Raw genomic sequence first — 26,663 nt, forward strand, 5'->3', positions numbered from 1 at the left:
AGATACTTAAAAGTAACAACTATGAAAAGAATACTATTTTTAAAAAAATATTTATTTTTAATTCCTCTTCTTTTTTTTAACTTTTTACTTTTTGGGCAATTAGAAATGTTGCCGTCCCAAGGGGTTTGTGCTCATCGTGGAGCAAAAGCCACTCACCCTGAAAATACTATTTCAGCTTTTAAAGAAGCTATTCGTTTGGGTGCTCATATGATAGAGTTTGATGTGCAACTCACAAAAGATAACATACTTATCATTATGCATGATGATACAGTTGATAGAACAACAAATGGGCATGGTTTGGTGTCTAAGTTAACTTTTGAAGAAATTAGAAAGCTAGATGCAGGTTCTTGGAAATCTGTAAAGTATGTGGGTGAAAAAATACCGACTCTTCATGATGTTTTACAAATAATGCCGAATAATATATGGTTAAACATTCATTTAAAGGGGGATAAGAAAACAGGTGTAGAAGTCGCTAAAATGGTGACTGCTGAAAATAAAGTAAGTCAATCTATAATTGCTTGTGGAAAAAAGGCATCGAAAGGTGTAAATCGGATAAATTCAAGTATAAAAATTTGTAATATGGAAAGGTTGTCTTCTCGAACCGATTATATAAATGAAACTATAAAAAAAGGTTTTCCTTTTCTTCAAGTAAAAAGTAATAGAAATGACGAGAATATGTTATCGGATATTAAAAAGCTTAAAAAAAATGGAATTAAAGTTAATTACTTCCATTCAGAAAAAAAAGAGGAGCTAAAAGAGTTATTGGATGCTGGAGTTAATTTTATTTTGACCGATAATTTAGCAGAAATGTTAGTTGCTTTTCAACAAGAAATTATAAAAGATTGAATACTCTGCCGAATATGTTATTTTGTTGTGATAAGATTAAATAGTGTTTTTTAGTCAAAAGAGAATTATTCTGTTTTGTGAAAACTTTATTTGTAATACGTTATTATATAATGTGTATATTTGAATAGAAATTAATTATAAATCAGAGTACACAATTCGGTACACGGTTTTATTAAAATATAGCAAAATAGCACGGAAAATGGGTTTTTTTTCAAACTCATAACCCGAAGGTCACTGGTTCGAGTCCAGTTCCCGCTACAAAGTATAAATTATTTAAAAACAACGGTTTAGTTTTCACTAAGCCGTTTTTTTATGCATAGTTTAAAAGAATTAATTACCTTAGATGCACAAAATGAATACGAAAGTGCATACGATTTGTCAGTAAACAAAAAATTTTCAACCCCAAAAATCTATTCAGCGAGCGGCGATTTAAAAAAGCGCTGGTATCTCTATTTCTCTTACCGACACCCAAAAACCGGTAAGTTAAAACGGGTAACCCCATTTTATGGCAATGCCAATAAATATAAAACGAAGGAAGAAAGACTCTCCGTTCTGGTTACTTATAGAAAAGTGTTATTAAAGCTCTTAAAACAGGGGTATAACCCATATGATAACAATACGGAGCTCTATTTACGTTTAAAGACCAAGGAAAACCTTAAAGAGCAACACGTTTTAGATCATGCAGAAAACAAAAGCTTGACTACTGTTGACGATAAACCAGCAATGACTTTGCAAGATGCTTTTGATTTTGGATTGAAACAAAAAGAAAAGATCGTAAATTCAACTACCAAAAGAAGTTATGACAATCGTGTAAAGAATTTTTTAGTGTGGCTGAATGAAAACCATTCAGAGCTTAAGACTATCAACAACTTAAACAAACGAGTAGTTTCAGGCTTTTTAAACGAGATATTGGGGAAAACAAGTGCACGGAATAGGAATAATTTTCGAACGGATTTAAGTAGTATCATGCAAGTCCTAGAAGACAATGATATTGTAAAATTAAATTTTATTAAAAAAATACCAGTTCTAAAATCCATACCAGAAAGAAACAAAACCTATACAACCGAAATTCAAGAAGATATTTTTGAATACTTGGAAAAGAAAGACCCTATACTTTTGCTTTACATCAAGTTTATCTCCTATAATTTTCTGCGTCCCATAGAGGTATCTAGGCTAACTGTAGGTGACATAAACACGAAAGATAGGACCATACAGTTTAAGGCAAAGAATAGCCCGTTAAAAACAAAAATTATTCCAGAAATTTTATGGGATGATTTGCCGGATTTATCTGAATTAAATAAAGAATGGGTTTTATTTACACCTCTGCAAATTGGAGGTGTCTGGGAAACGCAAATTAACAACAAAAGGGACTACTTTTCAAAGCGCTTTAAAAAGGTTGTAAAAGACCATTTTGAGTTGAATAAAGATTACGGACTGTATAGTTTTAGGCACACCTATATAACTAAACTATACCGTGCACTAATGAATGATTCGTCACCATTTGAGGCAAAAAGTAAATTGATGTTGATAACTGGTCATTCTTCAATGAGCGCATTAGAAAAATATTTACGAGATATTGACGCTGAATTGCCAGCCGATTATTCCGAAATGCTAAAGAATACTCATGGGTAAACCTATTTTACATCAGTTTTATTTAAGCCTGATTCCGAATTTATTGACGGAATTATTTTTCTTCATACCTAAAAATGAAATCAGTCAAGATATTATTGAAAAGTTTGAATTTTTTAAAACAACAAACATTTTCAATAAAATATATGTCATGGATTATAACCAAGGTCCAATGGAATATAAAAATACAAGGAGTAATAAGCACCTTTTGTTAAAAACAAGTGATCTGGACAAAAATTTATTTAGCTTATTGGAAAAGAAGAGCGAAGTAAAGGAATATGAATTTGATTATATTCTGGAGAAGTATTTTGAATTAGCGGAATGTTTGTTTTATATAACGAATTGGATGAAAGACAACATGGCTCAAATGGATCAATATAGCGATGGCGTTTTGGGTATATTCCATATCCAGTCCCTAAATTATAAAAAACATTTCGAGAGTTTGGTCAAGAACTTTTATCCAAGCAGGGCTATTCTTCCTAAGGGAAACTTTAATGCCCAACATTTAATAGAGACCTATTTTCCAGATATTGAAAGTGGATATAACAACTCAAAGAAAAGAACGGTTACCGCACCAATAGTTCAAATAGATAACCAATCGGAAAAGAAGCCACAACAAAAAAAACTACACAAAACACTATTGGTTACAGATTTAGAGGCAGAAACAGTGCTATTAAAGCATGTATTTAATTTAGATATTAAACAGCTAGAATAAAAATTATACGTAAATTACACGTATAATTGACTCATAAATATGAAAAAAACTGAAATTTGTCTGCATTGCAACGACGATTATATCCCAACCCGCAGAGGTGTGCAGAAATTTTGTTCCAAATCCTGTAAGTCCAGATATTGGTATCTGAAACAAAATTACACAAAAGATGTTGTAAAAGATTCTACTGAAGAAAAAGTTGAAAAGCAAAAAACAAAAGTTGAAACAATGAGTCTAGCAGGTATTGGAAATGCTGTTGTAGGAACAGTAGTCGTAGAAGGAGTAAAACATATACTCACTACGCCTGAAAACAAACCAGCCACAAAAAAAGATATTCAAGACCTCAGAGCTCTTATATTCGGTCGCTATTTACCCGTTAACAATACGGGCAAAGATTCAATGGGAAGATCTCCATTCTATGATGTTGAAACTGGGGATGTGGTGTTTTTGTTTCATTCATAAATTTGTTATTTGGGTTCTATACCAAATCTTTTAATTGTGATTTATCCATTCGATAAACCAATATTATGGAATGTACTATAATGTTCTGCGTTATATAACTTGAACTTTGGTTAAAAGCGAAAGTTTAAACTACTACATTTTGTTATTTTTTCCTTCTAAAACTTTCTCTATGATATTAATGGGACACGCTTTTACGAAACGACGATAGGAGATAAGTGAAATTTGTGTGGAGTGGATAAATGTGTTAATAATTCTATAAGAAAATATTGCGCAAATTTATATTATTAGTATATTCACATTATGAATTTTATTGACTTATTTTCAGGTGCAGGTGGACTTTCCGAAGGCTTTATAAAAGCTGGGTTCAATCCTATTGCTCATGTTGAGATAGACTCTCATGCTTGTAATACTTTAGAAACCAGATTAGTTTATCACAAACTAAAAAACGAAAATAATCTAGACCATTACAACGATTACCTAAACGAGAAATTTTCACGTGAAAACTTCATATCTAAATTTGGCGATAAATCTTTATCAGATACTATTTTAAATATTGGTATTGGAGGCAAAAATAATGACCATATTTTCAAGAAAATTGATGACTTGGCTGGAAATAACGAAATTGATTTAGTTATTGGCGGACCACCTTGTCAAGCATATTCATTAGTTGGAAGAGCTAGAGATGAAAAAGGAATGAAAGATGACCCTAGAAATTTCCTTTATAAAGAATATGCTAAATTTTTAAAAAACTATAGACCAAAAGCATTTGTTTTTGAAAATGTATTAGGTCTTATTTCGGCTGAAAAAGGTTTGTATTTTAAAAACATGCAAAAATATTTTCGCTCTATTGGTTATAATTTAGATTATAAAATTCAACACTCAGAAGATTTTGAAGTGCACCCAAATGTTTAGACAAATTTATAATTAATTTTGATAATAATTAGCTCGATATTCAATCGGGCTCATACCATTTAAATTTTGTTTAATTCTCTCATTATTATAATATTTTATATAGACTTTAATCTCTTTTTTTAACTGAGATATCGACTTATATTTATTTATATAAAACAATTCAGATTTTAGAATACCGAAGAAATTTTCTATCACAGCGTTATCTAAACAATTTCCTTTACGAGACATACTCTGAGTAATTCCTTTTTCTGTTAATAATCTTCGATACTGTTTCATTTGATACTGCCATCCTTGATCTGAATGTAATATTAAATTTGTTTGATCTGGTATTTTCTTAAAAGACTTTTTCAGCATAATAGCTACTTGTTTAAAATCAGGTTTTTCAGATAATTGATAACTTATTATTTCTCTATTAAAGAGATCAATTATTGGAGATAGATATAGTTTTTTTCCTAAAACTTTAAATTCTGTAATATCGGTAGCCCATTTTTTATTTGGCCTAATAGCTTTAAAATTTCGTTGTAATATATTAGGAGCTGTTTCTCCTATTCGCCCTTTATAAGACTTGTATCTTTTAGCTCTGACTAAACTTTTTAAACCTAATTCACGCATTAACTTGAGTACTGTTTTATGATTTATTAGAGTGCCTATTTTGTTGATTTCTAAAGAGATTCTTCTATAGCCATATCTTCCTTTGTGACGATGATATATTTGATGAATCAATAGTTTTATCTCTTTATATTTATCAACTAAAAGACTTCTTTTATGATGATAATAATAACTACTTCTTGCCATGTTCGTATGATATAATAAAATATCTAAATCATACTTATGCCTTAATTCTGTTATGGCTTTTGCTTTTTGTTTTGCTCTTGTTGAATTAAGGCCTGTAACTTTTTTAGCAAGTCCAGTTCTGCACGTAATGATTCATTTTCTAATAAAAGTTCCTCTTCTCTTGTTAAAGGTTTATTAGACTTTTTTTTAGCTCTCTTAAATTGCATAGATTTTGGTTTACCTCTAGGTTTAATGTTTAAGCCTACAATACCCTCTTTTTTATAATTACGTTGCCACTTCATAATTACAGATTTAGTAGGAATATTAAATTCTAAACAAGCTTGACTGAAAGATAATGAATCTTTGTCAATAGCTTTTAAAACTTTAAGTTTAAAAGGAATGCTATACACTTTGGTTTTTCTTGGTAATAGTGCTTTTTTACCATATTTTTCATAAAATCGAATCCAATCATGAAGGGTTGTATGATGACAACCATATAACTTAGACACATCTTCAACTGTTTGGTGATTTTTTAAAACTTGCTTTACACATCGAAGTTTAAATGCGTAATCATACTTGACTTTTCTTCCCATAATAATACCCTCAAATAGTGTCTAACTTTTTGGGGGCAGTTCAAAATCCGCGAGGATTTTCGCAAGTAGGCAAAAAGCCAGCAATAAATTATATATGTTGTTGGCAGTAGTTTTTATACCTCATTAATGAGTCTTATTCCGTTTGTGTTAATTGTTCATTTTTATTTATAGAAGATTTGGCAGTATTTTTATCTTTTCTATGATTTTCAAAAATTTCCATTCCTGTCTTTAGCATTCCAATTAATCCAACTCCAAAAATGATAATTCCAAATGAAACTTCTTTTATATTTTGATTCTCTGAAATAAAATATCCAAAAACTCCAAAAGCCAAAACTAAAAGAGTTGATATCGTAAGATAACGAATAAATATTTTTCCAAATTTTGGATTTTCCCAAAGTTTTTTTTCAAATTTAATAGAAACTTTATTTGTATCTTGAAGAGAAGCAAAACTAATTGCAAGTCCCAGAAAAATCAACATATTATTAAGGGCTTTCAGGAAATTAAATTCACTTGAGTTTAATTTAAATGTAAAATACATACCACCTATTAAAAAAGGGTATTGTAAATAACTTAAATAATGAAAGAATAATTTATTGTTCATTTTTTTTATTTGACTTTATAGTTACTGTTCTCATAATGCCATAAAACGCAATTAATATTCCAATAATTATTAAAATTAAAGCAGTTTTGTCATACTTTTTTAAGGATATAAGTATTATTCCTGCAAATGTAAATAGCATTCCTATTGCTGAATAAATTAATACACTCTTTTTATTTCTTAATTTTTCCATTTAGATTTCGTCTGTCTTAAATTACTGCCAACGTTTACGTATAAGAATAGTGCGTAGTTTGTGTGCGAGGATTTTCCGAAGGAAAATCAGATGCAAGCAAACGCGCATTAACTCTTGGTTAGGCACTAAACTAAGCATTATTTTTATACAATGTTAGCATGCGTGTTTATTTTTGTCGGACTTATTTTACGAAATAGTTGCGTTTAATTTTTTAGAACCTCGAATTTTTTGAGCATGAGTAAAGTCAGTTGCTCGTTAACTTTGCGTAATGTTTGTTAAAAGTCAGATGTTTTTGCGCAAGAGTAAAGTCAGTCGCACGCAACAGTTGCGTTTTGAATGGTCAGAAGTCGGTTGAGTGAGATTTTAAGGAATCTATTTTAAACTACTTTTGAGTGATTTTTATTTTCCAGAGCTGAGTGAGACATGAATGCTAACGTTTATGTATAAGATTAGTTGCGGGTTTGTATGCGAGGGTTTTCCGAAGGAAAATCAGACGTTACTAACATGCAAATACCTTTGATTAAGCACTAAACCGCAATTATTTTTATACGGTGTTGTAAATAGTGATTTCTATACCATTTTAACTTATAAATCTCCATATTTATTTCATGATGTTTTTCATTTTTAGATTTAAAAGTTACATTTTTATTCATGTTACGAGTAGTATATAATAAGTAACTTTCTTATGATTTTGTATAGAAAAGCATAAAAAAAAAGTTGTTTTAAAATGTTTTTTAAATTTCTTTGTTTAGGTCACTAATATCTTTAGAATTAATATTGTAAGATGTTTTTGAAGTTTTTCTAAATATTATGTTCCCAGTTTTACCATTAATAACTGATATAATTTTATTTTCATTTACCTGAGTATGCATTAAATAGTAAAAATTTTCTTTCGAATTTAATATTTTATTATTTAAATCTTCATTAGAAATTAGAGCATAATTATGATTATATTTCGAAAAATATTTTTCAGGTTTCTCTATTTTTTTAATTGTAGATGAAAAAGGGTCATACCTTTTCATCATCCAATGAGGAGCAAATAAAGTTGATTTTTTTAAATTTTTAATTTCATGTTTATCAATATAGAGGTCTCTCAATTTAGCATTAATATTTTTGTCTAAATGACTGTTTAAAAATTGAAAATAATTTTTAATATACCCTAACTCGAAATTGTAAAAACCTGCAATTTCTTTATTTTTTTTCTGCTTTTTCTTAATTATAGCTTTCTCAAGTATAGATTTTCTGTTAGAAGAATTGGTTATAACCTCCCTCTTTTTAATGTTTGGAGTGAAAAATATTTGGGCGACTGCATTACTTTGACTTGGAGTAAAAAGACTAAAATTAAATATAATATATTCTTTTACTGTTTTATCAGGAACAGCACTATCGAATGTTACTTTGTCTTTGCGTCCTTCTTTATTTATTAATTTAATAATTACATTCTTGGAGAACTTATTATAATCAAAATTATCTTCGGAAATGAACTCAATATCATTTATTGTCCAAACATTATTAATTATTTGCTTGAAACTATTTTCATCTAATTCATTGGGAATTACAAATATTGTTTTTGAATTTTTAATTTCATCAAATACATCTTGTTTTAATTCAGAAACGTAAATGTTTGCCCATGATTTACTTATTCCGATATTTACTTGTCCATAAGAACTTAACGCTAATAGTATTAGTAAAAAAGCGAGATTGTGTTTTTTCATATTTTTTTATTTAATCTTTAAAGGATATTTAGAGGTTACAAGCTTAATGAAAAGTATGAGATTTTTGAATTCACTCATTCCATAACATCTTCTTCATTTTTTAGCATTATTTACAACGTGATTGTGTATGGTTAGTTGCGTGGTTAAGCAACTAAGTTAGCAAACTTTTACGAACCCGTGAATATTCCGCAGGAATATTCGCAAGTAGAGAATAATACAGCCATTAATTATACACGTCTTAAGTTAGCATTTTAATAAAAACACTAAATTAAGGCCTAAAAATAAGAAAGCACAAAAGAGAGGAGTAAGGTTAATATACACGCAGAAGCTTTAGACTTCGTCAACATTGAAAATCCCCTCTCTTTTCTACACAGATTTCGTACAGTTCTATGAGGCTTTTAGACCTCGATTTTAAGTCGTTGAAACTCGCGTAGATCGTCCTTTCAAAAAAACATTTTCTTATGAATAAAGATATTAAATATTTTGGAATAGACATTAGTCATTTGGTGTTCGATGTCACGGACTCTGATGGTAATTACTATCAGTTTAAAAACAATGAACTTGGCTTTAAAAAGTTCACGAAACTTTTAAATAATAAGAGTCATTGCGTTATGGAAGCCACAGGCTATTATCATTATCAGTTAGCGTATCATTTGCTAGAATCTGGTATCAAAGTATCGGTTGAAAATCCATTGTCAGTAAAACGCTTTATACAGATGGGACTATCAAAAGTTAAGACAGATAAGAGCGATTCAAAACTTATTTGTGCTTACTCAGAGCAAGTAGAATTAAAGCTATGGAAAGGAAATTCTAAGGAAGAAATAGAATGTCTTCAAATCGTTAGAACCCTTTCTGTATATACAAAACAAAGCACTATGCTAAAAAACAAACTACATGGAGAAGCGGTTTTGGGAAATCCAAGTAAGCTTGTTGTAACGTCTTTAAAACGTAGTTTAAGACAACTAACAAAAGAGATGAAAACTTTGGAGGATAAGCTGTTAATATTAGTAAAACAATCACATCAAGATTTATTTACCCGTTTAAAAACCATTCCAGGTATAGGACCAAAAATAGCCATTATGTTAGTGGTATTAACAGGTGGATTTGATCGTTTTACGAGCGCAAGTGAACTTTGTAGTTACGCTGGCCTTACACCTATGATCCGGCAAAGTGGAAGTAGTGTAAAAGGGAGGCCACGAATAAGTAAAATGGGGAATCAAAAGCTTCGGAATTTATTATTTATGTGCAGTTTTAATGCGTGTAAATACAACAAAGCTTGCCGCGATCTTTATGAGCGAATCGTAGCGAAAGGAAAGAGCAAAAAATTAGCATTAATTGCCGTGTGTAATAAGCTACTAAAACAGGCTTTTGCACTAGCTAAATCAGGATTAATATATGATGGAAACTATAAAAGTACTTTAGTGAAAAATTAATACATTTTTACTTGTTTTTTACCACAGTACTTTGTTGGCAAATCGTATTTTTTAGTCTACCCAACCTTGATAGTCTATTGTTTTCAGCGTGTCATTCTCAAAAGTAAAAATGAAAACAGATGTGTTCTCTAAATCTCCAATTTTGACTAAATCAGTTTCTAATTCCGATTTTAATATATTTTCAAGAGTTTTTTTATTAACTCCAATTTTGATAAATTCTAAAAACTTAAATTCCGAACTTCTTATTTTCGCAGCATAAATCCATTCTTTGTCTTTAGCTCGATAAGAGTAAATTTTTGTTTTGTCAAATGTCTGTGTTTTAACAGTATCAGTTATTGTTTCGTTATGTGTATTTATTCTTGGTTCAGTTTTTAAATCAAACTTTGGGTTTAGAGCAAGTTTTTCCAAATCAGATTCCAGTAGAATTCGTAAACTATCGTTTTCAAAATATTGTTCAGGAATAGGAATTTCCTCAACTATTTTTTCCGTTTCTGCTTTTAATTCAGTTGTTGGTTTTTGTTCGTGAATTTCAATCTTTTGAGTTTCTTTTTGTTTGCAAGAAATCAATAAAATTAGAATTCCGATTGAAGTTAGTAAGTGTCTTTTCATATGTTTGCCAACGTTTACGTATAAGAATAGTGCGTAGTTTGTGTGCGAGGATTTTCCGAAGGAAAATCAGATGCATGCAAACACGCATTTAGTCTTGATTAGGCACTAAATTACGCATTATTTTTATACAATGTTAGCGCACGTTGTTATGTTTTTCTCACAAGAGTATTTAAATATGATTTTTTCACGCAACAAAGAAAAGTCCGAAGCAACAGTTTCGTATTGTTTGGCAAGAGTCAGAATTTTTTAAACACAAGAGTTAAGTCAGTTGCGCGTAAACTTTACGTATTGCTTTGTCAGAAGTCGGTTTAATTTTTTATTTAATTTTAGTTTGCGAGAGTAAAATCAGACTTAGGTAACAGTTGCGTTTTGATTTGACAAAAATCAATTGAGTAAGTTTTAGTAATTGTTTTTAAAATACTTTGAGAAGGTTTATTGTTTTTTTTGAGCTGAGTGAGCAATGTGCGCTAACGTTTACGTATAAGAATAGTGCGGTTTTGTGTGCGAGGATTTTCCGAAGGAAAATCAGACGTAACAAAAGTGCACTAACCTTTGATTAAGCAACTAATTTAGCATTATTTTTATACATTGTTGGCAATAGTTTTTTAATCCGAAATAACATCTCTTAATTCCAAAATATCTTCTCTAACTTTTTTGTCTTTTACCAAATTTAATGCCTTATTATTATACTTGTTGGAATTATTAAAATCATTCATTTTGTAATAAACATTAGCTATGTTGTAAAAAAAATATCCTTTTCGTTCAGAGTCCTGTTCATAATTCAATCCACTATTGTAAATAGCAATTGCTTTGTCAAATTCCTTATCCTTATTCAAAGCAACTCCATAATTCAAGTAAGTAAGTGAATATGTACTATCAATTTTAAGTGATTTTTCAAAATATTCAGAAGACTTTTTAAATTGAGATAATTCCGCTGTTTCATTTCCTAAAGCGTTAAGTATTATTTTATTATTTGGTTCGATAATATTTGCCTTTTTATATAAACTTTTAGCTTTTAAATGGTCGTTTTTTGCGCTTTTAGCAGATGCTAGGTCAAAAGTCAGAGAAGCGATTGAGTCTTTGATTTCGCCACTTTTAAATAGGTTCAAATAGTAGATTTCTGAATCTCCAGAATTTTTAGAAATTATTTTGTCAGTTTCGGTTTTGCAACTCAAAAATGTCAGAATTATAAATGCTAAGATTAGGTTTCTCATAATTATTGCCAACGGTTACGTATAAGAATAGTGCGTAGTTTGAGTGCGAGGATTTTCCGAAGGAAAATCAGATGCAAGCTAACAAGCACTAACTTTAGATTGAGGAATAAACTTACGCATTATTTTTATACATTGTTGGCATTTCGTTTTTTATTCTTTTTTTAAACTCCAATCTAAATCAAAATATTTCATTGTCGAATTCACATAGTTTTCAGGAACATATTTTGAAACATAGTTTTTAAAATATCTTTCCCTAAATCCTAATGCAAAAGAGTCTACAGATTGGTTTTCATAGAATTCAAAAGGTTTTACATTCGGAATTTTAATCCATTTCGAATTAGATTTTCCGTTTATTAAATTCACCATTTTGAATGAATCCTTTTTTTGTTCCACTTGAAATTTCAGAGTGTCAATTATCTTTCGGTTAGAGAAAGGGTCTCTCAAATATTGAATCAGTGTGTCAGATTTGAATTCATAAGATGATAAATAGCTCAATCCACTTTGATAAACAACCACGAATCCTGTGTCAGTTATATGAGCTTCGTAGTATCTTTCTTTTTCCGTTGAGTCCAAATTGTACCAAACTCCGTTTAATTCAGATGTTCTCTTTTTAGAGCACCCAATTATGAGTGAAATCAGAATTAGTAAATATGTTTGCGGTTTTGTCATAAATGAATGCCAACGTTTATGTATATGGAAAGTTGCGTGTTTGTGTGCGAGGATTTTCCGAAGGAAAATCAGACGTAACAAACGTGCAACGACCTTTTGATTTAGCTAAAAATAGCAATTTTTTATATACGGTGTTACCTACAGTATTTTTAATTCAGATTCGTGTATATTAAATCCAAGAATAATTTCCGATACATTATTTTTTGAAATTTATCTTCTGGAATTTTATTCAGCGCGTCAATTAAATATTCGCTATCAGTTTTTAAATCTCCGTAAGCCTCAAATTTGTTATAAGCTAATCCAAATTCAAATTGCCAACTTGACTTGTCTAAAATTTTTAGTTGTTCAAATAAATAACCATAGCAAGATAAATGGGAATTAATCGGAAATAACAAATATGGGTCAAATCCTAAATCCGATTTAAGTTTCTCAAAAAACTCAGGCTCTATTTCTTTGCGACTTGCCTTTTTTAATAATTCCGTATATCCGTTTTTGCTTATTTCAATCAGATATTTTTCTTGAATTAGTGAATTTTCTAATAAACTATGAATATTTTGTTTGTAAATCAGCTTTCCCTCAATCGGTCCAACTTCCGTAACGAGTCGATTATATTTGATTTCAGAGCATAATTCAAACTTTTCGTCCGCAATTAGGTCAGTCGTATTTTTAGTTGAACCACAAGCTGTGATTAAAGTCAGAATTATTATTTGAAGCAGTTTTTTCAATATTGTAGGTAACGTTGCATGTATGGAAAGTTGCGTTTTCGAGTGCGAGGATTTTCCGCAGGAAAATCAGCCGCTATCGAAAAAAGCACTAACCAAAGTGTTTGCCTAAAATAGCAATTTTTTATACATATTGTTAGCGTGCGTTTACATATTTCACAAAAATACTTATCCGTTCTTGTTAAGTAATTTTTAAAACGTCCAGAAATTCAATCCGCCGTACAAGTTGCGCTTTGCTTTGATCAGAAATTATAGATTTAGCTTTGCCGTGTAGAAAGTTAGTCCACCGCAACAGTTGCGTATTTAATGGTCAGAAATCGGTTGAGTGAGTTGTCCGTTGCGTAATCTATTAAACATCTGTTTTCGCTTCGATTCCAAGAGCTAATAGTTCTTTAATTTTTTTGTTAAAATTAAATTTTTGCGAAAGAAAATAGGGGATAAGGAATTGCTTTTCAGAGTAGAGTGGAATGCACGCTAATGTTGTTGTATAAGCTTTGTTGCGTGGTTTAAGCAGTTAATTTAGTAAATAAAACACGAACGGCGAAATTCCGGAGGAATTTCCCAAGTGAGCCAAAACTAGCAATAAAGTTTATACGGTGTTAGCCATTGGCTTTTTCCGTTTCTATTTTATGTCCGATTTCAATTAAGAATTCACGCATTAATTCATAAGTTTTGAAATCAGCATTGATATGATTAAACAATTCAGTTTCCATATATTCACAGCTTAAACAAATATTCAATTGTTGAACAAGATTTTCATTTTTGTCATAAAATAAAATTGCATCTCGATAAATTGGCGCACACATCCAATTCGGAATATCTTTTATTTCTGTTTTCAGAATCTCAATCAAGCGTTTTGATTTAGAATCTGTTTTTTCAATTCGGTTTATCTTTTCTGCTGAAAAATGAAATTGTCCTTTTTTATTGATAATTACTTGAGTGAAATTCAATAATTCATTTAATTCAGACAAGCGATTTTTCTGCGTTTCATTTCCGCCATTTTTGGATTTTATATTAGCAAATTCAGATTCTAAAGATTTTATTTTTTCCTCAAACTTTTCTCCTCGCTGAAGAGAATAAGTTTCAAAGTATTCAAAATCTATATTTTCAATAAATTCCGATGATTTTTTATATGTGTAGTTCGGTTTCATTGCTTGTGGCTAACGGTCACGGCTATGGTTTCGTTGCGCGAAACATAGACGGTTTTTTTGTTAAGGCACTAAGATAGTAAAAATGGGAGGAATTTTCCAGCGGAAAATTCCAGCGCAATGAACTATAGGCAATGTTAGCGACAGTTTATTGATTTAAGAATCAGAGAATCACGTTCAGCTTATCAGTCCGACATTGTTAAGCTGATTGACTGCGACAATCTCTAAGGCTCTAATTTGGCGGATTAGAAACAAGTCCAGCGTAATAGTTGGGTATTATAACTCCAGATTGGCCGTTCAGCTTGTCAGTCCGACGCAGTAGAGTAGGTGAGCGAGGCAGATCACTACGGAACTGAATTTGGCTGATGAGAAACGAGTCCGACGTCAAAGTTGTTTTTTAGGAGTTGAGTTTTTTGTTTTATTTGGCTTAAAATTCTAAAAAAAATCGCGAGAAAAGAAGCTGGCAAAAATTTGCGAAGTGGATTGTCGCTAACGTTTATGTATAAGAATAGTTGCGGGTTTGTATGCGAGGAATTTCCGAAGGAAATTCAGACGTTACAAACACGCAACGACCTTTGATTAAGCACTAAACCGCAATTATTTTTATACGGTGTTGCCATTTCGTTGTTTTTCAGAGTTCAAATTATCCGATTAAACTCCGTTTTCCACTTTTCAGCGATTGAGTAAATTCATTCAGCGTTTTATTCCGCAATATTTTCAATTCCGAAACTAGCTAAATTCTACTCAAAATTCATTCAGCGTTTGAGCGATAATACAGTGTCTTTTATTCAGCCGTTTGCTTTTTATTCCTGAAAATTTTAAAAATTAATGAAGCATTAATAATAAATGCAGGAATTATAAAAACATCTTTAACTGTGTTTATTCCCAGAACGTCATATTGTAAAAATATCATCGAAAGGAAAATAATAATTGTCGAAATTATTAATCCAGTTTTTATGTAATTCATATTCAATTTGTTTTAGTTAGATTTTCGTAAAGTTATTCAATTCAGTTTTTTATTCAACGTTTTATTTGTCAAAAATTAGCTTTTTCTAAATTCAGATTTCCCTTTTCGAGTGCGTTACGCAATGAATGGCAACGTGTTTGTGTATGGTTAGTTGCGTGGTTAAGCAACTAAGTTAGTAAACTTTAACGAACCCGTGAATATTCCGCAGGAATATTCGCAAGTAAGCTCAATGAAGCAATTAAATATACACGGCTTAAGTTAGCATTTTAATAAAAACACTAAATTAAGGCCTAAAAATAAGAAAGCACAAAAGAGAGGAGTAAGGTTAATATACACGCAGAAGCTTTAGACTTCGTCAACATTGAAAATCCCCTCTCTTTTCTACACAGATTTCGTACAGTTCTATGAGGCTTTTAGACCTCGATTTTAAGTCGTTGAAACTCGCGTAGATCGTCCTTTCAAAAAAACATTTTCTTATGAATAAAGATATTAAATATTTTGGAATAGACATTAGTCATTTGGTGTTCGATGTCACGGACTCTGATGGTAATTACTATCAGTTTAAAAACAATGAACTTGGCTTTAAAAAGTTCACGAAACTTTTAAATAATAAGAGTCATTGCGTTATGGAAGCCACAGGCTATTATCATTATCAGTTAGCGTATCATTTGCTAGAATCTGGTATCAAAGTATCGGTTGAAAATCCATTGTCAGTAAAACGCTTTATACAGATGGGACTATCAAAAGTTAAGACAGATAAGAGCGATTCAAAACTTATTTGTGCTTACTCAGAGCAAGTAGAATTAAAGCTATGGAAAGGAAATTCTAAGGAAGAAATAGAATGTCTTCAAATCGTTAGAACCCTTTCTGTATATACAAAACAAAGCACTATGCTAAAAAACAAACTACATGGAGAAGCGGTTTTGGGAAATCCAAGTAAGCTTGTTGTAACGTCTTTAAAACGTAGTTTAAGACAACTAACAAAAGAGATGAAAACTTTGGAGGATAAGCTGTTAATATTAGTAAAACAATCACATCAAGATTTATTTACCCGTTTAAAAACCATTCCAGGTATAGGACCAAAAACAGCCATTATGTTAGTGGTATTAACAGGTGGATTTGATCGTTTTACGAGCGCAAGTGAACTTTGTAGTTACGCTGGCCTTACACCTATGATCCGGCAAAGTGGAAGTAGTGTAAAAGGGAGGCCACGAATAAGTAAAATGGGGAATCAAAAGCTTCGGAATTTATTATTTATGTGCAGTTTTAATGCGTGTAAATACAACAAAGCTTGCCGCGATCTTTATGAGCGAATCGTAGCGAAAGGAAAGAGCAAAAAATTAGCATTAATTGCCGTGTGTAATAAGCTACTAAAACAGGCTTTTGCACTAGCTAAATCAGGATTAATATATGATGGAAACTATAAAAGTACTTTAGTGAAAAATTAATACATTTTTACTTGTTTTTTACCACAGTACTTTGTTGTACGTAGTGTTTTTAAAATCCATCAAATACTTTGTCAACAGCATCACTTATAACTTTTTCTTGACTTATCATATTTATATAGGTTTTATCCGATTTCAATTTTAATGTTTTTTCTATATTCGAAAAGCTCCAATCATAAGTTCCGCTAAAAATTTTATTTGTCAATTCAGATTCAGAGTTTGAGTGATTAGAGTTAATTTTCAATTTCCCTTTATCAAAAGTGAATTCTGTTTTTAATTTCTCTGATTCAAATCCAGGAAGAGTTATAGTTGAGTCAGCAACTTTAAAAGTCAAACTTTCAGAGTTTTCATATCCAGCATAAATAATTCGGATTGTTTGATTCAGAGTTTTTGGAAATACACTTTTTCCATCATAAGTCATTTCAGTTATAATCCAATTCCCATCCAGTTCGATTTGATTATTCGTATCACACGATAAAAAAGTCAAAATCATTAATATAAGAATGAAGTTTCTCATTTGGTTCACATTACGTACAACGGTTACGTATAAGAATAGTGCGTAGTTTGTGTGCGAGGATTTTCCGAAGGAAAATCAGATGCAACCAAACGCGCATTTACTCTTGGTTAGGTACTAAACTAAGCATTATTTTTATACAATGTTGGCATGCGTGTTTTTTTTGTTGGACTTATTTTACGACAGATATGCGTTTGAATTTAGAAAAGTGAGAGTTTTTTTGAGCATGAGTAAAGTCAGTCGCGCGTAATCTTTGAGTTTCGTTTGTCAAAAGTCAGATGTTTTGCGCAAGAGTAAAGTCAGTCGTAAGCAACAGTTGCGCTTTAAATGGTCAGAAGTCGGTTGAGTGAGTTTTTTAACAACTTTTAAGCTCGTTTATATATTTTTTTGAGCTGAGTGAGACATGAATGCCAACGTGATTGTGTATGGTTAGTTGCGTGATTTAAGGAACTAAGTTAGCAAATAAATCACAGATAGAATATTCCGCAGGAATGTTCGTAAGTAGGCTTAAAATAAGCAATTAATTATACACGGTGTTGTGGTGTCGTTTTTTATTACTTCTATTAATAATCAAATTTATACGAATTAGTTGTATGTCCTTTTTTCCAATTTTTAAATTCAACGTTCACAATTACTTCTTGTGTTCCGTGAATTTTTTCTTTAAAATCAAAGTTTTCTTGATATGAAATTCCATATTTATTTAGGACTTCATCAATTTTGTTTTTTTCCAATTCCGCTTTTTTATATTCTCCTCTATATTTATTCAGTTTAGAGTAAGCAGCTGCCAGAAATGAAAATCCAGCTGCAATCATTCCAATTTTCACATACCATAAATACAAGCTAAATATTTTCCAGTCAGATAAAAAGTACCCAAGAAGTATTAAAAGAAAACCAATAATTATTGTGCCGTAAAAAGTCAGATGTGTTGACTTTTGGTTTCTGCGGATTATTTCCAATTCGAGATTTGCAATTTCTAATTTTTCTTGAAATTTTTTGTCAAGTGTAATTTTTGAGCAAATATTATTAAAATCAGGTCTTTTATTGGTCAAATTACAAGTCAATCCTTTTTCAAGACTCGTTATTTGGTTTTCGCATAAATCACAATGTCGTGAAAAATTCATTAAAATGTCAGTTCGGTTTTAGTCAGTTTTTGATTCCAGCGTTCGTTTTGGTAAATGCACCACAACGTTTATGTATATAATTCAGTAAGGAATTTAAAATTAACTGATTTTCAGATGTTTAACTGTCTTTTTTAAACGCGCGATTTACTCAAATTGATTACTTAACTCCTTATTGATTATATACTGTGTTGTATGTCAGGTGTTTTTATTTTCAGATTGTAAGTTAATTCTTTTTTATAACTTGTTCAAAAATATAATTTATGTCAGGTATTAAAAAAGATAAAATTCTAAAACTGCTTTTAAAAGTCTATGATGACAATAGTTATACAACGTCAAGAACAACAGATGGTGGTAAAACATTAAGTGTTGAGGATATCCATCGAAAAACTAATTATAGTTTAGATTCAGTTAATTTACTCATAGGTGCTCTCCACTATAACGACTATATTAAAAAATTCCGATTACACGGTAAAGGCGAAACTGATTTTTGGGGAATAACTGATAAAGGACGAAATGCTATATCCGAAAACAACTTCGTTTGGTATTATAAGACTGATAACATATTCAAAGTTATTGGGTTAGCACTCGCTTTATTTGGAACTCTAAATTCCATATTTCATTTTACAGATAGATAGAGAGTATAACTGAAATTACTATAAATATTGGTATAGCTATATCTGTTATTTTTCCAATTAATACCATTCTCTTTTCTGTTCGTTCTTCCTTTTCTATAAACTGTTTTAATTCTTCTGTCATATTCTTATTTCATTTCGTGCGTTATATGCCGCACAGTTAGTAATTCCGATTGAGTGAGCTTTTCACGTACTACTTGTCAGTCATACGTAACAGTTGCGTTGTGCTTTGGTCAGTCAGATTTTTATTATATTAGTAAAAAATATATTTTCAATGTCAATCAATCATAATTTAGAAAACTTAACTAGCGAACAAAACCAAAACTTAGGGTTAGCTAATACTCTTTTGGATAATCTTAATACCATCAAACCTTCTAATTTGAGAAAGTCTTCATTAAAATATGACGGTAATAAGTTTACTATTGTGCAGACAGGTTTTAACCATAAGTTTTTAATAGATGATATTCATTTAGCTATAAAAGGTGATTATCAAGCTCATAAAGACTTTATTTTAAATTCTGTACTAAAAGAGATAGACGATTATAATTTCAGTGATAAGAGTATGTCAAAGTATGGTAATATGAAAGTTATGTTAGAATCTATTATGAAATATTACGGTTTTGACTGTAGTGTTAGATACCCTTTATATTCTAATAATGAAGATTTTAAAGGCTTTTTAAAAACCCTGAACATTTCTATAGAAAAAGTAACTCTTAATTAAGGCTCTGTATTTATTTGTTTCAAAGTATTTATGTAGATACACTTATAATCTACTTCACATACACCTTTTTCTGGATGTTCAATATATACTAATTTTCCAAGCATAAATCTTGATAAATCATCTCCAGTTATTTTTACAAGGCTTGGTCCAAGTTCAGTATTCATAAGTCATTGTTATTTCAACAACTCTTTTATATACTTCTATACTGTATGAGTGGGTTAGTACTTGCATACAACGGTTTTGTGTATGGTTAGTTGCGTGTTTAAGCAACTAATTTAGTAAACAAAAACGAACGCGAGAAAATTCCGAAGGAATTTTCCAAATAAGCACTTGCCAAAGCAATTAATTATACACGGTGTTGCCAGTAGTTTTTATTCCTTTTCGGTCAGTTTTATTTCAATCGAACTTTCGGGAAAACCTATCAGTTTATTTTCAAAGATATACATTACTCTATCTCTCATTATTAAACTATCCTTTTCTATTTTATAATCATAGTTATTTAGAAACCGTAATGATAATTTCAGACTGTCTCCAAGTTTTTCATATTCTCCATAATATAGAGTCAAAATAGAATCTTTAGAATGTTTCTTTATTTCTCTTAAACTTACTCCATCAGGATTTTTTTCAATGTGTATTATAAAACTTCTGTTATCGTTCGTGAAACTAAATTCCGAATAATCGAATGGATGATTTTCCAACCAAGAATTCCAAAAGAAAGTAAAAAGTAGGGGACAAATAATTCCGTTAATAAGGAACAAAGCTGAATATCCTTTTTTTATGAAGTATAGAATTATTGCAATCAATAAGTTTATTCCGATAGTTATAAATCTAGGGAATGTAATTCCATTAGACATAAATATATTCGGCTCAATATCAGCAACCCATATTTTCAGTAGAAATATGTCAATTAATAAAATCAGAACTCCAATTCCGATAAATAATTTTTTTTCTGATTTCGTCATTCTCAAATTACTGGCAACGTTGATGTATAAGAATAGTTGCGGGTTTGTATGCGAGGATTTTCCGAAGGAAAATCAGATGTAGCAAACACGCAACTACCTTTTTTTTAGCACTAAACCGCAATTATTTTTATACGGTGTTAGGCACAGTTTTTATTCTTTTTTTATTTCTCCATTTTCGTTAAACAGAGTTGTTTTTATTAAAATTCCGTCATTGTCATAAACAGAAACTTCTTTAATTTTTCCGTTTTGATAATATCTTTTTAATTCTCCGATTACAAGTCCGTTTTTAAATTCCGCTTTCAGCCGAATTTTTCCGTTTGAGTAATAATCAGTTTCAATTCCGTCACAAACCTTTTCGCAATTCATAAACTTATAGTTAGGAATTATTCCAAGTTTTTTAAGTTGTTCCCGACTTGTGCCTTTTTTATAGGAAACATTTGTCTTTTTTATATATTCTTCGATTCTCGGTTTAACTAAAGTGTCTGAATTTATTAGTTTGTCAATTACAATTTTACGTACTTCTCCAATTTCGGTTGCGACAAGTTTATACTCTCCTTTAGTCAGAAGAATTATTGTTCCGTCAAAGTCCGATATATTATACTTGGTTCCGTCCTTTTCAAGATGATAGTAATCACTTCTTTCAATTTCGTTTGAGCAAGAATCTTTCAAAAATAGATTGAATTTAATTTCTTGACTAAATCCAGAAATGGTAGAAAAAAGTAATATTAAAATCGTTAATTTCATTGGTCTGTCAAATTGTGCCTAACGGTTACGTATATGGAAAGTTGCGTGTTTGTATGCGAGGATTTTCCGAAGGAAAATCAGCAGCTAGCAAACAAAGCAACTAAGATTGGTTAAGCTAAAAATAGCAATTTTTTATATACAATGTTGGCAGTAGTTATTTTTCATTTATTGTTTCTCTAAATTTCAGAATCTCTTTTTTCAAAACTTCGTCGTTAACCAATTGAATTGATTTATTGATGTTAATTTTAGCATTGCTATCGTCATACAGTTGATAATATGCTCGTGACATATTATAATGAAAATAACCTCTTTTTTCTCCACTTCTTTTCAAGACTAATTCCTTTGTTGTATAGGTTCGATTGCTTTATTAAATTCATCGTTTCTTGCTCTTGAAAAGCCATAATTCAAATAGGTTATTGCATCAAGGCTATCAATCCGCAAAGATTGTTCAAAGTATTCATAGGACTTATCAAAGTCTTTAAGGTCAGCACTTACATTCCCTAAAGCATTAATTATAATTGTATTATTAGGTTCTAGTTTATTTGCGGATTCATAAAATCCTCTAGAGCTTTTAAAGTTCAGTTGGGAACTTTGCTCAATACCTTTGTCAAAGTCAAAAGCAGCTATTGAGTCTTTAATCAGTCCATTTTCAAACGAGTTTTTATAAAACACATTTGTATTTCCGTCTTTTGTTGTAACAATTTTTTCTTTGTCAGAATAGATATCATTCTTACAGCTCAAAATGAAAATAAAAATTATTAATATGTACAGGTGTTTCATAATTACTGCCAACGTTTATGTATAAGAATAGTTGCGGGTTTGTATGCGAAGATTTTCCGAAGGAAAATCAGACGTTACAAACACGCAACGACCTTTGATTAAGCACTAAACCGCAATTATTTTTATACGGTGTTGCCATTTCGTTGTTTTTCAGAGTTCAAATTATCCGATTAAACTCCGTTTTCCACTTTTCAGCGATTGAGTAAATTCATTCAGCGTTTTATTCCGCAATATTTTCAATTCCGAAACTAGCTAAATTCTACTCAAAATTCATTCAGCGTTTGAGTGATTATACAGAGTCTTTTATTCAGCCGTTTGCTTTTTATTCCTGAAAATTTTAAAAATTAATGAAGCATTAATAATAAATGCAGGAATTATAAAAACATCTTTAACTGTGTTTATTCCCAGAACGTCATATTGTAAAAATATCATCGAAAGGAAAATAATAATTGTCGAAATTATTAATCCAGTTTTTATGTAATTCATATTCAATTTGTTTTAGTTAGATTTTCGTAAAGTTATTCAATTCAGTTTTTTATTCAACGTTTTATTTGTCAAAAATTAGCTTTTTCTAAATTCAGCTTTCCCTTTTCGAGTGCGTTACGCAATGAATGGCAACGTGATTGTGTATGGTTAGTTGCGTGGTTAAGCAACTAATTTAGTAAATAAATCACAGATAGAATATTCCGCAGGAATGTTCGTAAGTCGGCAGTGAACCAAGCAATTAATTATACACGGTGTTACCAACTGTGTTTTCTATCTGGGATTCTATAATTTATCGAAATCCTATCTTCAATTTTGACTAACTTCGTTTTTGCAGGTTTTGGTGTTTGGTTATCCTCTTTTTGATGCGGTTCTGATTCATCAAATTCAATCAGTTCAATATTGGTCTCTGGAATTATATAAACTTGCGAATAATCTGTATCGATATCTAATCGACCAAATCTTTTTATATTTTTAAAATAAATAGTCAATTGTTGAATACCATTGTGTCTCATTAAAGTTCCTATTTCAAATGTTTTTGAGCTACTTGGATGGTCATTAATTACATAACCATATTTATCAGATTGTTTACTCAAGTCTTTAGTCAGATATAGAGTATCACTAATTTTAATTTCAATATTTTCCTTTATTCCATAATATAGAAGTTGAATAACATTTGATGTGTCATTTTTAATCGCTATTTGCTTTTCTAATGCATTCAGTTTTATTTTTTCTTTTCTTTTTTGAGTGAAACTTTCCCATTTTTTAGAGTTAATAGTATCTGAGAGGCTAACAATTCGAGCTGGTTTAAAATCCTCTATTCTAGTTATTTCTTTATATTCTTTATATTCTTTATTCTGTCCAAATAAATTAATTTGAACAAGAACAATCGATATAAATATAAGTTTTTTCATTTTTGGTAACGTATTTTTCTTAAAATTCAGAAAGCGATAAATTCGGATTCGGAACAGGTTTTTGCTTTTCACGAACCACATTGTTGGTAACAATTGTATATAGTTAGTACTAACTATATATCTATTATATGTAGTACTAACTATATATCTATTATATGCGCACTAAGATAGTAAATCTTTAATTTCTGTAAAGGAACTTGTAGCAACATGTGTATAAATTTCTGTAGTTTTAGTAGAGTTATGTCCTAAAAGTAATTGAATGTAGCGAATATCTGTACCACTTTCCAGTAAATGCGTGGCAAAACTATGTCTTAACATATGGGGAGTAACTCTTTGTTTAATACCTGCATTTTTGGCAGATTTAACAACAATTTGTAATACACTAGAGCTACTGTATGGATTGCCAGGAATGGGATTTTCAAACAAATATGTTTTAGGTCTGTAAATTTTAAAATACGTTCTCATGTCTTCCAGAACACTTTTGTTGAGAACTGTATAGCGGTCTTTATTACCTTTAGCTTGTTCAACTCTAATAACCATTCTTTTACTATCAATGTCTTTTATTTTTAATTGTAAGAGTTCATTTCTTCGTAAGCCAGAAGAGTACAATAAGCTTATAATACATTTATGTTTTATGTTGTTCGTAAAGTTAATTATTGTAATTATTTCTTCTTTCGATAATACTTTTGGCAATTTAGATTCTTTTCTAGGTCTTTCAATAGAGTAGAACCGGTTAGGCATTCCTAAAACCATTTCGTAATAAAATTTAATAGCATTGATAGACATATTAATATATGAATTAGACTTGTCTTCTTTAATTAGTTTTTGAAGATAGAGCCTAATATCATTTTCGTTAATACTAAATAATTCCCTTTGTTTATAATGATTAATAAATTTCTCAAAACTATGAACATAGTTTTTTACTGTGCTATTCGAATATTTTTTTAGTTCTAATTTTTGTAGAAATTCATCAGGACATGTTCTAAAATTTTTTTTTATAGATCGTTCTCTAAACCAAGATACATCCGTAGTTTTGTTATCACTATTAAGTTTTCTGTCTTTAAAAAAGTAGTTGCAATTAACCCAGGCAACACCCTTAAATTTTTCAAAAACCAAACTGACATTAGATTTGTTGTTTAGAATATATACCATATTAAACTCTTTACTCCATTTAGGGTTTGGTAATTCTTTAATTAGAGCTTGAATGACTTTATCTGAGTTGAATTGTAAGCCAATACATTGTTTTTCTTTAATAAAAAGATGTTTCAATGTGATATGTTTATTTAGCATATAAATATTTTGAATACAAGGTATTTATATGAAACGAAATAGTCGTATCTTAAACGAATAGTATTCGTGTAATACACACTTAAATTTATTTATGAAATTAAAGAAAAAAGAATGTTTAGCTTGTGGAAAAGAATTGATTGGACGTTCGGATAAAAGGTTTTGTGATTTGCATTGCAAAAGTTCTTATCATTATCGTAAATCTTTAGAAGAAACTCCTAGGTTTTATAGTAAAGTAGATAATCAGTTAAAACTGAATCGAAAAATTCTTAAGAACTACAATAAATCTGGAAAAGCAACTATACGAGCATTGACAGTTTTAGGTTTAGGTTTTAATCCTAGCTTTTTTACACATTATTGGAAAAATGCAAAAGGGGATGTTTATCTTTTTGTTTATGAATTTGGCTTTTTGAAAAAGAAAGAAAATAATGTTGAAAAATACATTTTAATAAAATGGCAGGAGTATATGGAGTAATAAAATAATCTATTATATTTTATTCAAATATTTATACAACAAGTGAACATAAAGTTGAACACAATTCTACAAAACAATAGCACTAAACACCAGTAAAATGGTTTAAAAAATGAAGGTCTCGGAGATCATCACCCAAAGGTCACTGGTTCGATTCCAGTTCCCGCTACTAGAAAAATTAAGCCTTTACAGGAATTTGAGAGCTTTTTTATGCCTTGGGCACAACATTTCAAGGATCAAGTAATGTTATAGGAGGCAACTCAATTTATGCATATAATTTAGTTAGTCTAAAGAAGACGAATTCTACACCTCTTACGCCTCTGAACTGAGTTCTAAATTCTTTAAATTTGGCATTAAAAGATTCGGCAGAGACATTGGTACTTCTGTTATTAAAATAGTTCAACATAGAATTATTGTGCATCTGTAATGATTTAGATTTTTTTTAATTTGTAAGTTTTTTAATATCTTGAGCTAGTATTTTTGTAAATAACTCAGCTCCTTTTTTATTTAAATGTTGTGAATCATAGAAGTATTCTTTTGAAAGTGAAAGTGAATTATTTGAATAATTAAGAAAGGGAACTTGATATTTTTTAGATATTTTAGTGTAGTATGAGATAATCTGATCTTGGTTTTTTATATATTGGTTGTATTCGTAGTAGTTTGGAGGATAAACAAAAAAGATATTTATTTTACTTTTTTTACACTTTGCAATATAAATCTCAAATAATTTCATTGATTCAGGATCCATTTTTATAAATCTACCGTCCTTATAGTTTTTTTTGAATTTATCAAAAGCACTATTCCATTCCAAGTTCTGTTCAAAATAGCCTTTATATCCAGTGGGTTTTCTTAATTCTAAACCGAAAAAACTGAAAAATCCATCTATAATATCTAAAGGACTTCCATAATATCTAATAAACGGAATATAATAATCTAAAACTGAAAACCCTTTATACATTTTGGTTACTTTTTTAACCTCATTCGTATCTAAATAAGGAGAGAATTGCATATAACCAATTAATTTTTCTCTTTTAAATAATTCAAGGTCACCTAATATTTGAAGTACTATTTTTGGCTTTTTATTATATTTTAAATAGAGATCACTTTGTAAGTTTTGAGGGATAAATCCTATTCCTTCCATACCAAGATTATAGGAGTTTAGCTCCAAAATAGAATCAAGTAAGTATGGTGATATTTGAAATTTAGCTGCAGAGCTACCGTTAATTATTAAATCAGAATTTAACTCACTATTGTATATTTTTGTTAAATTATTAAATGTATGAAAATGCGTTTTTCTTAAACCTTTTGTAACAGTATAATCTAATAAATATAAAATGGAGATTATAATTGAGCAAAATAAAATTATATTTCCAATAAATTTTTTCATTTAAT

The 26,663-nt window shown here is 30.0% G+C and carries 30 protein-coding genes; 10 read left to right on the forward strand and 20 right to left on the reverse strand.

Annotated features, from left to right (window positions below; translation table 11 throughout):
* Nucleotides 1–21 precede the first annotated feature (21 nt).
* The 5 genes from GQR97_RS10450 to GQR97_RS10470 all read left to right on the forward strand — a co-directional run bounded on the left by GQR97_RS10450 (nt 22) and on the right by GQR97_RS10470 (nt 4,561).
* Nucleotides 22–846, forward strand: a complete 825-nt coding sequence (locus GQR97_RS10450; RefSeq protein ID WP_158848127.1) for a glycerophosphodiester phosphodiesterase — start codon at nt 22–24, stop codon at nt 844–846.
* Between the two features lie 312 nt (nt 847–1,158).
* Nucleotides 1,159–2,478, forward strand: a complete 1,320-nt coding sequence (locus tag GQR97_RS10455) for a tyrosine-type recombinase/integrase (RefSeq protein WP_233267517.1) — start codon at nt 1,159–1,161, stop codon at nt 2,476–2,478.
* Complete coding sequence (locus GQR97_RS10460) at nt 2,471–3,190, forward strand: hypothetical protein (protein ID WP_158848129.1); 720 nt, start codon at nt 2,471–2,473, stop codon at nt 3,188–3,190. Before GQR97_RS10455 ends, GQR97_RS10460 begins: the two co-directional genes overlap by 8 nt.
* Nucleotides 3,191–3,289: 99 nt before the next feature.
* Nucleotides 3,290–3,649 (forward strand): hypothetical protein, encoded by a 360-nt coding sequence (locus GQR97_RS10465; protein ID WP_158848131.1) that lies wholly within the window; start codon nt 3,290–3,292, stop codon nt 3,647–3,649.
* 300 nt (nt 3,650–3,949) lie between these two features.
* Nucleotides 3,950–4,561: a DNA cytosine methyltransferase gene (locus GQR97_RS10470; protein WP_233267518.1), complete on the forward strand. Its 612-nt coding sequence runs from the start codon at nt 3,950–3,952 to the stop codon at nt 4,559–4,561.
* Between the two features lie 12 nt (nt 4,562–4,573).
* Here GQR97_RS10470 and GQR97_RS10475 read toward each other — a convergent pair whose 3' ends face one another.
* The 5 genes from GQR97_RS10475 to GQR97_RS10495 form a co-directional block, all read right to left on the reverse strand.
* Nucleotides 4,574–5,488 carry an IS3 family transposase gene (locus GQR97_RS10475; RefSeq protein WP_158851747.1) on the reverse strand — a complete coding sequence of 305 codons (915 nt, stop codon included), beginning with the start codon at nt 5,486–5,488 and terminating at the stop codon, nt 4,574–4,576.
* Nucleotides 5,407–5,928: a helix-turn-helix domain-containing protein gene (locus GQR97_RS10480; protein ID WP_136583671.1), complete on the reverse strand. Its 522-nt coding sequence runs from the start codon at nt 5,926–5,928 to the stop codon at nt 5,407–5,409. The genes GQR97_RS10475 and GQR97_RS10480 overlap by 82 nt, the downstream gene beginning before the upstream one ends.
* Nucleotides 5,929–6,061: 133 nt before the next feature.
* The gene (locus tag GQR97_RS10485; protein WP_158848133.1) at nt 6,062–6,529 is read right to left on the reverse strand and encodes a hypothetical protein; all 468 of its coding nucleotides are present in this window, start codon (nt 6,527–6,529) and stop codon (nt 6,062–6,064) included.
* Nucleotides 6,519–6,719: a hypothetical protein gene (locus GQR97_RS10490; protein ID WP_158848135.1), complete on the reverse strand. Its 201-nt coding sequence runs from the start codon at nt 6,717–6,719 to the stop codon at nt 6,519–6,521. Before GQR97_RS10490 ends, GQR97_RS10485 begins: the two co-directional genes overlap by 11 nt.
* A 734-nt stretch (nt 6,720–7,453) precedes the next feature.
* Nucleotides 7,454–8,434, reverse strand: coding sequence for a hypothetical protein (locus tag GQR97_RS10495; protein ID WP_158848137.1), 981 nt, complete (start codon nt 8,432–8,434; stop codon nt 7,454–7,456).
* Nucleotides 8,435–8,895: 461 nt separating this feature from the next.
* Between GQR97_RS10495 and GQR97_RS10500 the strand changes: the two genes are divergently transcribed.
* Complete coding sequence (locus tag GQR97_RS10500; RefSeq protein ID WP_158848140.1) at nt 8,896–9,867, forward strand: IS110 family transposase; 972 nt, start codon at nt 8,896–8,898, stop codon at nt 9,865–9,867.
* 51 nt (nt 9,868–9,918) lie between these two features.
* Here GQR97_RS10500 and GQR97_RS10505 read toward each other — a convergent pair whose 3' ends face one another.
* The 5 genes from GQR97_RS10505 to GQR97_RS10525 all read right to left on the reverse strand — a co-directional run bounded on the left by GQR97_RS10505 (nt 9,919) and on the right by GQR97_RS10525 (nt 14,232).
* On the reverse strand, nt 9,919–10,476 hold the full coding sequence (locus tag GQR97_RS10505; protein WP_158848142.1) for a hypothetical protein: 558 nt from the start codon (nt 10,474–10,476) through the stop codon (nt 9,919–9,921).
* Nucleotides 10,477–11,081: 605 nt separating this feature from the next.
* Entirely contained in the window at nt 11,082–11,690 is a 609-nt protein-coding gene (locus GQR97_RS10510) for a tetratricopeptide repeat protein (protein WP_158848144.1), read from the reverse strand.
* Between the two features lie 150 nt (nt 11,691–11,840).
* Entirely contained in the window at nt 11,841–12,056 is a 216-nt protein-coding gene (locus GQR97_RS10515) for a hypothetical protein (RefSeq protein ID WP_158848146.1), read from the reverse strand.
* Nucleotides 12,057–12,508: 452 nt separating this feature from the next.
* Nucleotides 12,509–13,084, reverse strand: a complete 576-nt coding sequence (locus tag GQR97_RS10520) for a hypothetical protein (protein WP_158848148.1) — start codon at nt 13,082–13,084, stop codon at nt 12,509–12,511.
* A 596-nt stretch (nt 13,085–13,680) separates the two neighbouring features.
* The gene (locus tag GQR97_RS10525; RefSeq protein WP_158848150.1) at nt 13,681–14,232 is read right to left on the reverse strand and encodes a hypothetical protein; all 552 of its coding nucleotides are present in this window, start codon (nt 14,230–14,232) and stop codon (nt 13,681–13,683) included.
* Between the two features lie 1,440 nt (nt 14,233–15,672).
* Between GQR97_RS10525 and GQR97_RS10530 the strand changes: the two genes are divergently transcribed.
* Nucleotides 15,673–16,644: an IS110 family transposase gene (locus tag GQR97_RS10530; RefSeq protein ID WP_158848152.1), complete on the forward strand. Its 972-nt coding sequence runs from the start codon at nt 15,673–15,675 to the stop codon at nt 16,642–16,644.
* A 49-nt stretch (nt 16,645–16,693) separates the two neighbouring features.
* On the opposite strand, the gene GQR97_RS10535 is transcribed toward GQR97_RS10530, so the two are convergent.
* A complete protein-coding gene (locus tag GQR97_RS10535) occupies nt 16,694–17,158 on the reverse strand; it encodes a hypothetical protein (RefSeq protein ID WP_158848154.1) in 465 nt (154 codons plus the stop codon).
* 560 nt (nt 17,159–17,718) lie between these two features.
* A complete protein-coding gene (locus GQR97_RS10540; protein WP_158848156.1) occupies nt 17,719–18,276 on the reverse strand; it encodes a hypothetical protein in 558 nt (185 codons plus the stop codon).
* A gap of 260 nt (nt 18,277–18,536) precedes the next feature.
* Here GQR97_RS10540 and GQR97_RS10545 point away from each other — a divergent pair, with 260 nt between their 5' ends.
* Nucleotides 18,537–18,911, forward strand: a complete 375-nt coding sequence (locus GQR97_RS10545) for a hypothetical protein (RefSeq protein WP_158848158.1) — start codon at nt 18,537–18,539, stop codon at nt 18,909–18,911.
* 271 nt (nt 18,912–19,182) lie between these two features.
* A complete protein-coding gene (locus GQR97_RS10550; protein ID WP_158848160.1) occupies nt 19,183–19,629 on the forward strand; it encodes a hypothetical protein in 447 nt (148 codons plus the stop codon).
* On the opposite strand, the gene GQR97_RS10555 is transcribed toward GQR97_RS10550, so the two are convergent.
* From GQR97_RS10555 to xerA, 6 genes are all read right to left on the reverse strand, one after another.
* A complete protein-coding gene (locus GQR97_RS10555) occupies nt 19,626–19,793 on the reverse strand; it encodes a hypothetical protein (RefSeq protein ID WP_158848162.1) in 168 nt (55 codons plus the stop codon). The genes GQR97_RS10550 and GQR97_RS10555 overlap by 4 nt on opposite strands.
* A 207-nt stretch (nt 19,794–20,000) precedes the next feature.
* Nucleotides 20,001–20,591 (reverse strand): hypothetical protein, encoded by a 591-nt coding sequence (locus GQR97_RS10560; RefSeq protein WP_158848164.1) that lies wholly within the window; start codon nt 20,589–20,591, stop codon nt 20,001–20,003.
* A 150-nt stretch (nt 20,592–20,741) separates the two neighbouring features.
* Nucleotides 20,742–21,335 carry a toxin-antitoxin system YwqK family antitoxin gene (locus tag GQR97_RS10565; protein WP_158851749.1) on the reverse strand — a complete coding sequence of 198 codons (594 nt, stop codon included), beginning with the start codon at nt 21,333–21,335 and terminating at the stop codon, nt 20,742–20,744.
* Between the two features lie 333 nt (nt 21,336–21,668).
* Nucleotides 21,669–22,115: a tetratricopeptide repeat protein gene (locus GQR97_RS10570; protein ID WP_158848166.1), complete on the reverse strand. Its 447-nt coding sequence runs from the start codon at nt 22,113–22,115 to the stop codon at nt 21,669–21,671.
* Nucleotides 22,116–22,855: 740 nt separating this feature from the next.
* On the reverse strand, nt 22,856–23,512 hold the full coding sequence (locus GQR97_RS10575; RefSeq protein WP_158848168.1) for a hypothetical protein: 657 nt from the start codon (nt 23,510–23,512) through the stop codon (nt 22,856–22,858).
* 162 nt (nt 23,513–23,674) lie between these two features.
* Complete coding sequence (gene xerA / locus GQR97_RS10580) at nt 23,675–24,802, reverse strand: site-specific tyrosine recombinase/integron integrase (protein WP_158848170.1); 1,128 nt, start codon at nt 24,800–24,802, stop codon at nt 23,675–23,677.
* Nucleotides 24,803–24,893: 91 nt separating this feature from the next.
* Between xerA and GQR97_RS10585 the strand changes: the two genes are divergently transcribed.
* On the forward strand, nt 24,894–25,274 hold the full coding sequence (locus tag GQR97_RS10585) for a hypothetical protein (RefSeq protein WP_158848172.1): 381 nt from the start codon (nt 24,894–24,896) through the stop codon (nt 25,272–25,274).
* A 262-nt stretch (nt 25,275–25,536) separates the two neighbouring features.
* Here GQR97_RS10585 and GQR97_RS10590 read toward each other — a convergent pair whose 3' ends face one another.
* A complete protein-coding gene (locus GQR97_RS10590) occupies nt 25,537–25,692 on the reverse strand; it encodes a transposase (RefSeq protein WP_158848174.1) in 156 nt (51 codons plus the stop codon).
* Between the two features lie 21 nt (nt 25,693–25,713).
* A complete protein-coding gene (locus GQR97_RS10595) occupies nt 25,714–26,658 on the reverse strand; it encodes a hypothetical protein (RefSeq protein ID WP_158848176.1) in 945 nt (314 codons plus the stop codon).
* Nucleotides 26,659–26,663 lie beyond the last annotated feature (5 nt).

This window comes from Algibacter sp. L1A34, from assembly GCF_009796805.1.
GTDB lineage: Bacteria > Bacteroidota > Bacteroidia > Flavobacteriales > Flavobacteriaceae > Algibacter.

Bases quoted from the DNA above. Each gene is read 5' to 3' on its own strand.
- GQR97_RS10455 (WP_233267517.1), top strand. From the start codon at position 1,159: ATGCATAGTTTAAAAGAATTAATTACCTTAGATGCACAAAATGAATAC.
- GQR97_RS10545 (WP_158848158.1), top strand. From the start codon at position 18,537: ATGTCAGGTATTAAAAAAGATAAAATTCTAAAACTGCTTTTAAAAGTC.
- GQR97_RS10540 (WP_158848156.1), bottom strand. From the start codon at position 18,276: ATGAATTTTTCACGACATTGTGATTTATGCGAAAACCAAATAACGAGT.
- GQR97_RS10510 (WP_158848144.1), bottom strand. From the start codon at position 11,690: ATGAGAAACCTAATCTTAGCATTTATAATTCTGACATTTTTGAGTTGC.
- GQR97_RS10515 (WP_158848146.1), bottom strand. From the start codon at position 12,056: ATGGTGAATTTAATAAACGGAAAATCTAATTCGAAATGGATTAAAATT.
- GQR97_RS10480 (WP_136583671.1), bottom strand. From the start codon at position 5,928: ATGGGAAGAAAAGTCAAGTATGATTACGCATTTAAACTTCGATGTGTA.
- GQR97_RS10535 (WP_158848154.1), bottom strand. From the start codon at position 17,158: ATGAGAAACTTCATTCTTATATTAATGATTTTGACTTTTTTATCGTGT.
- GQR97_RS10470 (WP_233267518.1), top strand. From the start codon at position 3,950: ATGAATTTTATTGACTTATTTTCAGGTGCAGGTGGACTTTCCGAAGGC.
- GQR97_RS10485 (WP_158848133.1), bottom strand. From the start codon at position 6,529: ATGAACAATAAATTATTCTTTCATTATTTAAGTTATTTACAATACCCT.
- xerA (WP_158848170.1), bottom strand. From the start codon at position 24,802: ATGCTAAATAAACATATCACATTGAAACATCTTTTTATTAAAGAAAAA.
- GQR97_RS10575 (WP_158848168.1), bottom strand. From the start codon at position 23,512: ATGAAAAAACTTATATTTATATCGATTGTTCTTGTTCAAATTAATTTA.
- GQR97_RS10495 (WP_158848137.1), bottom strand. From the start codon at position 8,434: ATGAAAAAACACAATCTCGCTTTTTTACTAATACTATTAGCGTTAAGT.
- GQR97_RS10570 (WP_158848166.1), bottom strand. From the start codon at position 22,115: ATGAAACACCTGTACATATTAATAATTTTTATTTTCATTTTGAGCTGT.
- GQR97_RS10530 (WP_158848152.1), top strand. From the start codon at position 15,673: ATGAATAAAGATATTAAATATTTTGGAATAGACATTAGTCATTTGGTG.
- GQR97_RS10490 (WP_158848135.1), bottom strand. From the start codon at position 6,719: ATGGAAAAATTAAGAAATAAAAAGAGTGTATTAATTTATTCAGCAATA.
- GQR97_RS10585 (WP_158848172.1), top strand. From the start codon at position 24,894: ATGAAATTAAAGAAAAAAGAATGTTTAGCTTGTGGAAAAGAATTGATT.
- GQR97_RS10550 (WP_158848160.1), top strand. From the start codon at position 19,183: ATGTCAATCAATCATAATTTAGAAAACTTAACTAGCGAACAAAACCAA.
- GQR97_RS10450 (WP_158848127.1), top strand. From the start codon at position 22: ATGAAAAGAATACTATTTTTAAAAAAATATTTATTTTTAATTCCTCTT.
- GQR97_RS10500 (WP_158848140.1), top strand. From the start codon at position 8,896: ATGAATAAAGATATTAAATATTTTGGAATAGACATTAGTCATTTGGTG.
- GQR97_RS10560 (WP_158848164.1), bottom strand. From the start codon at position 20,591: ATGACGAAATCAGAAAAAAAATTATTTATCGGAATTGGAGTTCTGATT.
- GQR97_RS10505 (WP_158848142.1), bottom strand. From the start codon at position 10,476: ATGAAAAGACACTTACTAACTTCAATCGGAATTCTAATTTTATTGATT.
- GQR97_RS10525 (WP_158848150.1), bottom strand. From the start codon at position 14,232: ATGAAACCGAACTACACATATAAAAAATCATCGGAATTTATTGAAAAT.
- GQR97_RS10590 (WP_158848174.1), bottom strand. From the start codon at position 25,692: ATGCACAATAATTCTATGTTGAACTATTTTAATAACAGAAGTACCAAT.
- GQR97_RS10555 (WP_158848162.1), bottom strand. From the start codon at position 19,793: ATGAATACTGAACTTGGACCAAGCCTTGTAAAAATAACTGGAGATGAT.
- GQR97_RS10595 (WP_158848176.1), bottom strand. From the start codon at position 26,658: ATGAAAAAATTTATTGGAAATATAATTTTATTTTGCTCAATTATAATC.
- GQR97_RS10565 (WP_158851749.1), bottom strand. From the start codon at position 21,335: ATGAAATTAACGATTTTAATATTACTTTTTTCTACCATTTCTGGATTT.
- GQR97_RS10460 (WP_158848129.1), top strand. From the start codon at position 2,471: ATGGGTAAACCTATTTTACATCAGTTTTATTTAAGCCTGATTCCGAAT.